Below are 9,904 nucleotides of genomic sequence, written 5' to 3' on the forward strand. Positions count from 1 at the left end.
GGCTTGGCATGTTGCTTGCTGACCCCGGTCTACCCGCTGCCATGCACTTTTTTCAGCGCACAGACCCTCTGTGCCAGCCGCCGATGGTTGAATTACCCATGCCCGACACACCCACCCCCCGCTCTGCCGTGGACGCCGCCGCCCAGGCGGCCACCCTGCGCCACGGCGCCTTTGAAGACGCCCAGGCCCTGTTTGCAGGCACCTTGTTCGTGGCCATGGCGCTGATGCTGTTTAACCAGGCGGGCCTGCTGGTGGGTGGCACAGCGGGCGCGGCGTTTTTGCTGCACTACGTCACCGGCATCTCGTTTGGCAAGCTGTTCTTTGTGGTCAACCTGCCGTTCTACTGGTTTGCCTGGACACGCATGGGCCACGAGTTCACCATCAAGACCTTCGTCTGTGTGGGCCTGCTCTCGTTGCTGACCGAGCTGTTCCCGCACGTAATGCGTGTGGACTACCTGAACCCGTTGTTCGCCGCGTTGCTGGGCGGGCTGCTGCTGGGCACAGGCTGCCTGTTTCTGGCGCGCCACCGCTCCAGCCTGGGCGGCGCCACCGTGGTGTCGCTGTACTTGCAAGGCCGCTACGGCATGCGCGCGGGCAAGGTGCAGATGATGATTGACGGCACGGTGGTGCTGCTGGCGCTGTGGGTGGTGCCGGTGGACCGCGTGGCGTATTCGGTGCTGGCCGTGCTGGTGATGAGCGGGTTCCTGTGGATCAGCCACCGGCCGGGGCGGTACGTGGGGCACTGACACCCCCGAGGCCGCGCTATCACAGACCGCAGGGAGTTCTGCAGGACATCCCTAGGGCCCCTCGCGAGGGGCGGCGACTGTGGTGTCGCGGATCGATTCACGGATGATGATGCCGCTCTGGTCCGGCTTGTCATCGCCGCCCAGCGCGTCAGCCGCCATGCCGATGCCCTTGCCTGCGACCTTGACCGTGCCCACGGCGGCGCTGGCAGCCATGCCGACCGCCGAGGCCGTGACGCTGACGGCTGTGCCCGTGACCGCGATCACAGTGCAGCCTGGCAAAGCAGCCATCGCAAGGCATGCAGCGAAGGATGCTGCCGCAAGGCGCACAAGGCAGCGCTCCAGTACAAGCCCGCGTTGCAGACCTGGCGCGGATTGACGAAGCAACAAGCTCACCGCACCCGCATGCCCGGCGTGGCGCCCGGCCAGGGGTTGAGCACGTAGATGCCGGGGTTGGCTTTTTCGTCGCCATGGCTCGCAGCCAGCACCATGCCTTCGGACACGCCAAACTTCATCTTGCGCGGGGCCAGGTTGGCCACCATCACGGTGTGTTTGCCCACCAAGTCTTCGGGCTTGTAGGCGCTGGCGATGCCTGAAAAGACAATGCGTGTGCGGCCTTCGCCCACATCCAGCGTCAGGCGCAGCAGCTTGGTGGAGCCTTCCACTGGCTCGCAGTTCACGATCAGCGCAATGCGCAGGTCGATCTTGGTGAAGTCGTCGATGGTGATGGTGGGGGCCAGTTCTTCGCCACCGGGTTGTGCTATCACTTTTGTAGCTGTTTGCGCTTGCTCTGCTTGCGCTGGGGCCTCAAACAATGCTTCAAGTTGTTCGGGGGTCACGCGCTGCATCAGGTGCTGATAGGGTTGGATGGCCTGCACGTCGCCCGCCACGTTCCACTGCTGCATGTTTAGGCCCACAAAGCCTTGCACTGCCTGGGCCAGGCCCGGCAGCACCGGGGCCAGGTAGCGGGTGAGTGCGGCGAAGGCGTTCACGAGCACCGAGCACACCTGGTGCAGCGCCTCGTTGTTGGCAGCGTCCTTGGCCAGGTCCCAGGGCTTGTTCTGGTCCACATAGGCGTTGACCTTGTCGGCCAGCAGCATGATTTCGCGTGTGGCCTTGCTGTACTCGCGGGTTTCATACATCTGCGCGATGGAGTCGCCCGCACCGCGCACCTCGGCCAGCAGGGCTGTACCCGTGGCGCCAAAGTGGCTGGTCAGCTTGCCATCAAACCGCTTGGTAAGGAATCCCGCCGCACGTGACGCAATGTTCACGTACTTGCCAATCAAATCGCTGTTCACCCGCAGCATGAAGTCTTCGGCATTGAAGTCGATGTCTTCGTTGCGTGCGCTCAGCTTGGCGGCCAGGTAGTAGCGCAGCCACTCAGCGTTCATGTTCAGGCTCAGGTACTTGAGCGGGTCCAGGCCCGTGCCCCGGCTCTTGCTCATCTTCTCGCCGTTGTTCACCGTGAGGAAACCGTGCACGAACACGTTGTTGGGCGTCTTGCGGCCGCTGAAGTGCAGCATGGCGGGCCAGAACAGGGTGTGGAAGGTGACGATGTCCTTGCCGATGAAGTGGTACTGCTCCAGGGCGGGGTCGGCCATGTAGGCGTCGTAGCTCTCGCCGCGCTTTTCCAGCAGGTTCTTCAGAGATGCGAGGTAGCCCACAGGCGCGTCCAGCCACACGTAGAAGTACTTGCCGGGCGCGTCGGGGATCTCGATGCCGAAGTAGGGCGCGTCGCGGCTGATGTCCCAATCGCCCAGGCCTTCGCTGGTGGTGCCGTCGGGGTTGGTGCGGACGGTGAACCACTCCTTGATCTTGTTGGCCACCTCGGGCTGGAGCTTGCCATCCTGCGTCCAGTTTTCCAGAAACTCCACACAGCGCGGGTCCGACAGCTTGAAGAAGAAATGCTCGGAGTGCTTCAGCTCGGGCTTGGCGCCCGACAGGGCCGAGAAGGGGTTGATGAGGTCGGTGGGTGCATAGACCGAGCCACACACCTCGCAGTTGTCGCCGTACTGGTCCTTGGCGTGGCACTTGGGGCATTCGCCCTTGATGTAGCGGTCGGGCAGGAACATGTTCTTCTCGGGGTCGAAGAACTGCTCGATGGTGCGCACCTCGATCAGGCTGCCATCGGCACGATCGCGCAGGTCGCGGTAGATCTGGCGGGCCAGGTCGTGGTTTTCGGGCGCGTCGGTGCTGTGCCAGTTGTCAAAACTGATGTGAAAGCCGTCCAGGTACTGCTTGCGGCCTGCAGCAATGTCGGCCACGAACTGCTGGGGCGTCTTGCCTGCCTTTTCGGCGGCAATCATGATGGGTGCGCCGTGGGTGTCGTCTGCACCCACAAAGTTGACCGCGTTGCCCTGCATGCGCTGAAACCGCACCCAGATGTCGGCCTGGATGTATTCCATGATGTGGCCGATGTGGAAGTTGCCGTTGGCATACGGCAGGGCGGTGGTAACGAAGAGTTTGCGGGCGGATGACGTCATGAAAAGCGGCTTTCTCAGGCGGAACCCGTGATTTTAGGCGGTCGGCGGTACCCTGGGCCGCGGTGGGTTCTGATCCGGATGGGCCGGGTCGCGCAGGTGCCAACCAAGGCGTGCGCGCGGGCCCCCGATGGCGCCACAATGCGCCGCATTCCAACATTCAACGAGGAGGCAACACATGGCCGGAACATGGGCAAAACGGGTGGGGTGGGGCGTGGGCGCCGCCGTGGTGGCGGTAGCCGCATACCTGGCGGCATGGCCCGTGCCCATTCAGCCGGTGGCCTGGAGCGCGCCTGCCGCGCCCGGCTACCAGGGTGTGCACGCACCCAACCAGCGCCTGGCCAAGCTGCAGATGATTGACCTGAAGGGCGAGGTGGGCCCCGAGCACATCGCTTTTGGCAAGGACGGCAAGCTCTACACCACGGTGCTCAGCGGCAACATCCTGCGCATGAACGCCGACGGCTCGAGCCAGGAGGTGTTTGTCAACACCGGCGGGCGGGTGCTGGGCTTTGACTTTGATGCGGCGGGCAACCTGATTGCCGCCGATGCGGTCAAGGGACTGCTGTCCATCGCGCCCGATGGCAAGGTCACCGTGCTGGCCGACAAGGTGGGCAATGACCCCATCCGCTACGCCGATGCGGTGGTGGTGGCCCAGAACGGCAAGATGTACCTGAGCGACGCCTCCACCCGTTTTGCCCCCAAGGACTGGGGCGGTACCTTTGAGGCCAGCGTGCTCGACATCCTGGAGCAGGCCAGCACCGGCCGGGTGATCGAATACGACCCTGCGACGCGTGCCACACGCGTGGTGGCCCGGGGCATCAGCTTTGCCAATGGCGTGGCGTTGAGCCAGGACGAGAAAAGCCTGTTCGTCAACGAAACCGGCAAATACCGCGTGTGGAAGATCGCGGTGGACGCGAACGACCTCGACATCAGCGAGGCCGATGCCAAGGTCAAGGCCCCCATCGGCAGCCAGCCCGCACCCCAGGCCCGCGTGCTGCTGGACAACCTGCCTGGCTACCCCGACAACCTGATGCGCGGTATGGACGGCCGCATCTGGCTGGGCTTTGCCAAGCCGCGCGGCGCCGCCATTGACAACATGTCCGGCAAGCCGTGGCTGCGCAGCCTGACCCTGCGCCTGCCGCGCGCGCTGTGGCCGATTCCCCAGCCGTACGGGCATGTGATCGCGTTCACCGACGACGGCAAGGTGGTGGCCGACCTGCAGGACCCAAGCGGTGCCTACCCCGAGACCACGGCCATCACCGAGACCGCGGACCGGCTGTATGTGCAAAGCCTGCACGCACATGGCCTGGGGTGGCTGCCCAAGCCGTAGGGTTCAGGCCGGGGGCGTCTCAGGCGGTTTCCCCGTGGTGCCTTGTCTTCACCTCGGCGCCGGTGTCCGTCCAGCCAAAGAACTTGCACACCTCGGCCCGCATGGCCAGGGTGTCGGCACGGCCCAGGGCCATCAGCTCCTGCGTGTAGCCGGACTCGAACAGCAGGTAGCTGGCCAGCGCGGCGCCGCGCACATCGGCCATGTTGGAGGTGACGCCCAGTGCGCCCAGCATGGTGCGCACGGGCCCCGGCAGGTCGCCCACATGGCGCGCGGCCACGGCGTCCAGGCGCTGTGACGGGGCGATCACCAGCAGCTCGATGGGGCGCAGCGCGCTGTGCAGACGCTTTTCTTCGGGGATGAGCGACAGGGTCTGGTTGATGCGCTGCACGCGCTCCACGTCCACGGCCAGCGCATCCAGAAAGATGTTGGACAGCGCGTGCCCGGCAATCTGCGCCAGCGTGGGGTAGGTGGCCGTGGGGTTGGCGGCGGCATCGCCCTTGGGCTCGTGCATGCGGCCCGCGCCGATCACCAAGATGCGCTCGGCCCCCAGGTGGATGGCCGGAGCGATGGGCGCGGACTGGCGCATGGAGCCGTCGCCAAAGTATTCGATGTGGTCATCGACCTCGATGCCCTTGGCCGGAAAGATGAACGGGATGGCCGAAGACGCGAGCAGGTGCTCGTGCGTGATGCGGTCGCTGGCGGCCTTGCGCTGCGAGCGCACCCAGGGCTTGACGGGTGTAGCGGCCTCAAAAAAGGTGACATGTTCGCCCGAGCTGTAGCTCGACGCCGTCACTGCCAGCGCGGTGAGGTGGCCCTGACGGATAAGCCGGGGCAGGCGCACCAGCGGCACCATCTTGACCAGCAGTTTTTCAAGCGGTGTGTTGTCCAGCAGCGAGCGGGGCCGCATGCGCCGCCAGCGTGCCAGCGCCCAGCCCAGCGACACCAGCGTGAGCCAGCGCGCGCCGCTGCGCATCACGCTGAGCGAGTCGGCGCCGTACACCTGGCTGGCGTGGAACTGGCGCCACACGCGTGCAATGCGGCGCACGGCGCGGTCAAAGTGATCGGCCCCACAGGCCAGCGCGGCGGCGTTGATGGCCCCGGCCGAGGTGCCTGTGATGATGGGGAAGGGGTTGGGGCTGTCAGCTTCGCCGCAGGCCAGGCGCAGGTCGGCAATGGCTTCGAGCACCCCCACCTGGTAGGCAGCGCGGGCGCCGCCGCCTGTCAGCAGCAGGCCGGTGGCGGGGATGGAGGGCGCTGCGCCGGGGGTGTCCGAAGAAGAGGGCATGGAAGCAGGCGTGGCAGGTGGTGCAAACGGATGCCCAGAGTGTGGAGGTGCGCCCCGGGCGATTCATGTGGGAAAACCCGCATGGAACCACACCTTCTCAGCCCTTGAGCAGCAACTGCGCCACGGCGTCGCCCTGCAGCACCACGATGCCATGGTCGCGGGCGTAGATGCGGGCGTTGTCGCTGACCTGTCCCAGCGCCGCCACATACACCCCGGCGGGGGCATCAGCTGCCGCCATGGCTGCCTGCAGCTCGCGCAGGGGCTCCACACCATGGGTGGCGGCTTTCCAGCGCTTGGCGCTGACCAGCGTGGTCTTGCCACCTTGGGTCAGGCGCATGTCGGCCCCGGCGTTGTTGCCGTTGATCCGCTCCACGGTGTAGCCAGCCCGGGTCCAGGCTGTGGCCAGGGTGTCGGCAAAGCTGCGCCAGGGCATGCTGGCAACGGCCTCCAGCATCTCGGCAACCTTGGTGGGGTTGGGGGCACGCAGCTGCTTCCAGGCGGCAATGCAGCCGACCACAAAAATGGGGAAACCAGCCAGCGCACCCACCACGAAGTATTCCTTGGGCAGCAGCGCACCTGCGGCCAGGACGATGAGGCCGACCACCACAAAACTGACCCACCATGGCGAGCGCAGCAGCATGGCAAACAGGGATTTCTCGGCCATCTTGAATTTCACGGGGGTCCTTTTCGTTCGGTTGCACGGGTTGCCGACTGTTGTAGCGCCAGGGGCAAAGCGTGCGCATTGTCCTTCACGCGCTGAGGGCACGGCGCTTGGATAGACTACCCGCCCCACAGGAGTTATTTGCATGTCAGTCACCGAACAGGGCCTTTTGGCCGCACTTTCCAGCGTGCTGGACCCCCACACGGCCAAGGATTTCGTCAGCACCCGCGCCCTGCGCAACCTGCAGATCACCGGTGGCGATGTGGCCTTTGACGTGGAACTGGGCTACCCCGCCAAGAGCCTGGTGCCCGAGCTGCGCCGCAGCCTGGTGGCTGCTGCCAAGGGGGTGGCTGGGGTGGAGAACGTCTCGGTCAACATCACGACCAAGGTCATCGCCCATGCCGTGCAGCGCGGCGTGCAGCTCTTGCCCCAGGTCAAGAACATCATCGCCGTGGCCTCTGGCAAGGGCGGCGTGGGCAAAAGCACCACCGCCGCCAACCTGGCCCTGGCCCTGGCCGCCGAGGGTGCCAGTGTGGGCGTGCTCGATGCCGACATCTACGGCCCCAGCCAGCCCATGATGCTGGGCATCAACCGCCGCCCCGAAAGCGACGACGGCAAGACCATGGAGCCGCTGGAGAACTACGGCGTGCAGGTGATGTCCATCGGCTTCCTGGTGGACCAGGACGAAGCCATGATCTGGCGCGGCCCCATGGCCACCCAGGCGCTGGAGCAACTGCTGCGCCAGACCAACTGGAAGGACCTGGACTACCTCATCATCGACATGCCGCCGGGCACCGGCGACATCCAGCTCACCCTCTCCCAGCGTGTGCCCATGACCGGTGCGGTGATCGTCACCACCCCGCAGGACATCGCCCTGCTGGACGCCAAGAAGGGCATCAAGATGTTCGAGAAGGTGGGCGTGCCCATCCTGGGCATCGTCGAGAACATGGCGGCCCACGTGTGCAGCAACTGCGGCCATGTGGAACACATCTTTGGCGCCGACGGCGGCAAGAAGATGGCGGCCGACTACAACATGGACTACCTGGGCGCACTGCCGCTCGATATGAGCATCCGCCTGCAGGCCGACAGCGGCAAGCCCACCGTGGTGGCCGACCCCGACGGGGACGTGGCCAAGATCTACAAAAAGGTGGCGCGCGACGTGGCGGTGAAGATCGCCCAGCAGGCCAAGGATTTCTCGAACAAGTTCCCGACGATTTCGATCAGCAAGAACACGTGAGTTGGATTTGCTATTGAAATAATAGCTGCTAGCGCTTGAGTGGCGGGCGCTGGTGGCCAGAAAGACTCAAAACCCATGAGCGAAAAGCCCGCAGGCCTGATCGACCCTCCCGCTGGTTACGCCGACTGGCTGGTCGATTTAAAGGGCCGCATCCACACCGCCCAGCAGCGGGCCACGCTGGCGGTGAACCGCGAGCTGGTGCTGCTGTACTGGCAGATCGGCAGGGACATCCTGCAGCGCCAGGCTGAACAAGGCTGGGGTGCGAAGGTGATCGAGCGGCTGGCGCAGGACTTGCGCGCAGCGTTTCCGGAGATGAAGGGGTTCTCTCGCGCCAACCTCATGTACATGCGCGCGTTTGCGCAGGCCTGGCCGGATGCTGAAATTGTCCAACAGGCTGTTGGACAATTGCCTTGGGGGCACAACCTGGTGCTTCTGACTCAGCTCAAAGACCCCGAGCTGCGGCTGGCTTATGCGCAACACGCCATTGCGCATGGCTGGTCGCGAAACGTGCTGAACATCCACATCGAAACACGTCGGCTGGAGCGCAGCGGCCAGGCCATCACCAACTTCGAGGCCAGCCTGCCTAAACCGCAGTCGGACCTGGCGCGAGAGTCATTGAAGGACCCGTACCGATTCGACTTCTTGGGTTTGTCCGATGAAGCGCACGAGCGCGAGATCGAAGGCGCCCTGGTCAAGCACGTCACCGAATTTCTGCTGGAACTCGGTGCTGGCTTTGCCTTCGTGGGCAGGCAGGTGCTGCTGGACGTGGGCGGCGACGACTTTTTCATCGACCTGCTGTTCTATCACCTCAAGCTGCGCTGCTACGTGGTGATCGAACTCAAGGCCGGCAAGTTCAAGCCTGAGCATCTGGGCCAACTGGGCTTTTACCTGACGGCGGTGGATTCCCAGGTCAAGCACCCGGATGATGGTCCGACCATCGGCCTGCTGCTGTGCAAATCCAGGAACAAGGTGGTGGCCGAGTACGCATTGCGCGATACGGCGCAGCCGCTCGGGATCGCCGAATACAAGCTTCTGGAGTCCTTGCCCGCAGAGCTGAAGACCAACCTGCCCAGCATCGCGCAGATCGAGCGCGAACTGATGGGCGGTGGCGCCTTGCCAGAGACCCAGGCCTGATCCCATGAACCTGCTCGCGTCCCTGCGCTACCTGGTGGCGCTGCACGAGCACCGGCACTTTGGCCGGGCGGCGCAGGCCTGCCACATCACGCAGCCAGCGCTGTCCAACGCGCTGCGTGCGCTGGAAAAGGAATTCGGCGTGGTGGTGGTGCGCCGGGGGCGCAGCTTCGAGGGCTTCACGCCCGAGGGCGAGCGCGTGCTGGCCTCGGCCCAGCGCATGCTGCACGAGCACCAGGTGCTGCAGCAGGACCTGAGCAGCGACGCCGCCCACCCGCGCGGCACGCTGCGCCTGGGCGCGGTGCCCACCGCCATGCCCATCCTGGCGCGGTTTGCGGCGCAGCTGCAGGCGCGGCACCCGGGCATCGTGCCGGTGGCGCTGTCGATGAGCTCGCAGGCGCTGGAGGCAGGGCTGGAGAACATTGCGCTCGACCTGGCGCTGGGCTACACCGAGCGCATGCCTGCGCGCGGTGGGCCACTGCGGGCCTGGCCGCAGTACGTGGAGCACTACTTTTTACTGCGCCGCGCGCCCCGGCCGCCCAAGGGCGCAGCGCGCGGGCTGCAGATCGGCCCACCCATGGCCTGGGCCGATGCGGCGGCGCTGCCGCTGTGTCTGCTCACCCCCGAGATGCATAACCGCAGCCTGGTGGATGGTGCCTTTCGCAGCGCAGGCGCTACGGTGATGCCCGCCATGGAGACGGATTCGGTGCTGACCCTGGCGCTGAGCGTGGTGGCAGGCGAGCTTTGCAGTGTGCTGCCCGGCGCACTGGTTGATGCCGTGCGCGGGCACGACGGGCTGGAAGCGCTGCCGCTGGTCGGCCCGGTGCTCACTACCCCCATCGGCTTCATGTCGCACCGCCAGGTGCAGCCCACCCGCGCCCTCGATGCAGCGCTGGCACTGGCACAGGACCCCGACTGGCTGCAGCATGCAGCAGCGCACAGTGGGCTTCTGGTCGCCGATTGAGCGCTGACCGCACGGGTTGCGGTGGTTGATTCATGGGCTGCTGCAAAAACGGCTGTTTCATTTGTTTTTGTAA

At 65.4% G+C, this 9,904-nt stretch carries 9 protein-coding genes; 5 read left to right on the top strand and 4 right to left on the bottom strand.

What is annotated here, in order from left to right; genetic code table 11:
* Positions 1 to 98 precede the first annotated feature (98 nt).
* The gene (locus ACYZGB_RS13880) at positions 99 to 746 is read left to right on the top strand and encodes a YitT family protein (protein ID WP_462389019.1); all 648 of its coding nucleotides are present in this window, start codon (positions 99 to 101) and stop codon (positions 744 to 746) included.
* Between the two features lie 51 nt (positions 747 to 797).
* Here the strand turns inward: ACYZGB_RS13880 and ACYZGB_RS13885 are convergent, their stop codons facing one another.
* On the bottom strand, positions 798 to 1,034 hold the full coding sequence (locus ACYZGB_RS13885; protein WP_462389020.1) for a hypothetical protein: 237 nt from the start codon (positions 1,032 to 1,034) through the stop codon (positions 798 to 800).
* Between the two features lie 101 nt (positions 1,035 to 1,135).
* A complete protein-coding gene (metG, locus tag ACYZGB_RS13890; protein WP_462389021.1) occupies positions 1,136 to 3,226 on the bottom strand; it encodes a methionine--tRNA ligase in 2,091 nt (696 codons plus the stop codon).
* 175 nt (positions 3,227 to 3,401) lie between these two features.
* Between metG and ACYZGB_RS13895 the strand changes: the two genes are divergently transcribed.
* Complete coding sequence (locus ACYZGB_RS13895; RefSeq protein WP_462389022.1) at positions 3,402 to 4,553, top strand: SMP-30/gluconolactonase/LRE family protein; 1,152 nt, start codon at positions 3,402 to 3,404, stop codon at positions 4,551 to 4,553.
* A 19-nt stretch (positions 4,554 to 4,572) separates the two neighbouring features.
* Here ACYZGB_RS13895 and ACYZGB_RS13900 read toward each other — a convergent pair whose 3' ends face one another.
* Entirely contained in the window at positions 4,573 to 5,838 is a 1,266-nt protein-coding gene (locus ACYZGB_RS13900; RefSeq protein ID WP_462389023.1) for a patatin-like phospholipase family protein, read from the bottom strand.
* A gap of 97 nt (positions 5,839 to 5,935) precedes the next feature.
* Positions 5,936 to 6,502: a restriction endonuclease gene (locus ACYZGB_RS13905; RefSeq protein WP_462389108.1), complete on the bottom strand. Its 567-nt coding sequence runs from the start codon at positions 6,500 to 6,502 to the stop codon at positions 5,936 to 5,938.
* A gap of 142 nt (positions 6,503 to 6,644) precedes the next feature.
* Here ACYZGB_RS13905 and apbC point away from each other — a divergent pair, with 142 nt between their 5' ends.
* The 3 genes from apbC to ACYZGB_RS13920 all read left to right on the top strand — a co-directional run bounded on the left by apbC (position 6,645) and on the right by ACYZGB_RS13920 (position 9,831).
* Entirely contained in the window at positions 6,645 to 7,736 is a 1,092-nt protein-coding gene (gene apbC, locus ACYZGB_RS13910; RefSeq protein ID WP_462389024.1) for an iron-sulfur cluster carrier protein ApbC, read from the top strand.
* A gap of 75 nt (positions 7,737 to 7,811) precedes the next feature.
* Entirely contained in the window at positions 7,812 to 8,870 is a 1,059-nt protein-coding gene (locus ACYZGB_RS13915; protein ID WP_462389025.1) for a PDDEXK nuclease domain-containing protein, read from the top strand.
* Between the two features lie 4 nt (positions 8,871 to 8,874).
* Positions 8,875 to 9,831 (top strand): LysR substrate-binding domain-containing protein, encoded by a 957-nt coding sequence (locus ACYZGB_RS13920; RefSeq protein WP_462389027.1) that lies wholly within the window; start codon positions 8,875 to 8,877, stop codon positions 9,829 to 9,831.
* Positions 9,832 to 9,904: the final 73 nt, after the last annotated feature.

It is taken from the genome of Acidovorax sp. Q11 (genome assembly GCF_054950075.1).

Excerpts from the sequence above, each read along its gene's own strand:
- ACYZGB_RS13895 (WP_462389022.1), top strand. The coding sequence starts at position 3,402 with ATGGCCGGAACATGGGCAAAACGGGTGGGGTGGGGCGTGGGCGCCGCC.
- ACYZGB_RS13880 (WP_462389019.1), top strand. The coding sequence starts at position 99 with ATGCCCGACACACCCACCCCCCGCTCTGCCGTGGACGCCGCCGCCCAG.
- ACYZGB_RS13885 (WP_462389020.1), bottom strand. The coding sequence starts at position 1,034 with ATGGCTGCTTTGCCAGGCTGCACTGTGATCGCGGTCACGGGCACAGCC.
- ACYZGB_RS13905 (WP_462389108.1), bottom strand. The coding sequence starts at position 6,502 with ATGGCCGAGAAATCCCTGTTTGCCATGCTGCTGCGCTCGCCATGGTGG.
- ACYZGB_RS13915 (WP_462389025.1), top strand. The coding sequence starts at position 7,812 with ATGAGCGAAAAGCCCGCAGGCCTGATCGACCCTCCCGCTGGTTACGCC.
- apbC (WP_462389024.1), top strand. The coding sequence starts at position 6,645 with ATGTCAGTCACCGAACAGGGCCTTTTGGCCGCACTTTCCAGCGTGCTG.
- ACYZGB_RS13900 (WP_462389023.1), bottom strand. The coding sequence starts at position 5,838 with ATGCCCTCTTCTTCGGACACCCCCGGCGCAGCGCCCTCCATCCCCGCC.
- ACYZGB_RS13920 (WP_462389027.1), top strand. The coding sequence starts at position 8,875 with ATGAACCTGCTCGCGTCCCTGCGCTACCTGGTGGCGCTGCACGAGCAC.
- metG (WP_462389021.1), bottom strand. The coding sequence starts at position 3,226 with ATGACGTCATCCGCCCGCAAACTCTTCGTTACCACCGCCCTGCCGTAT.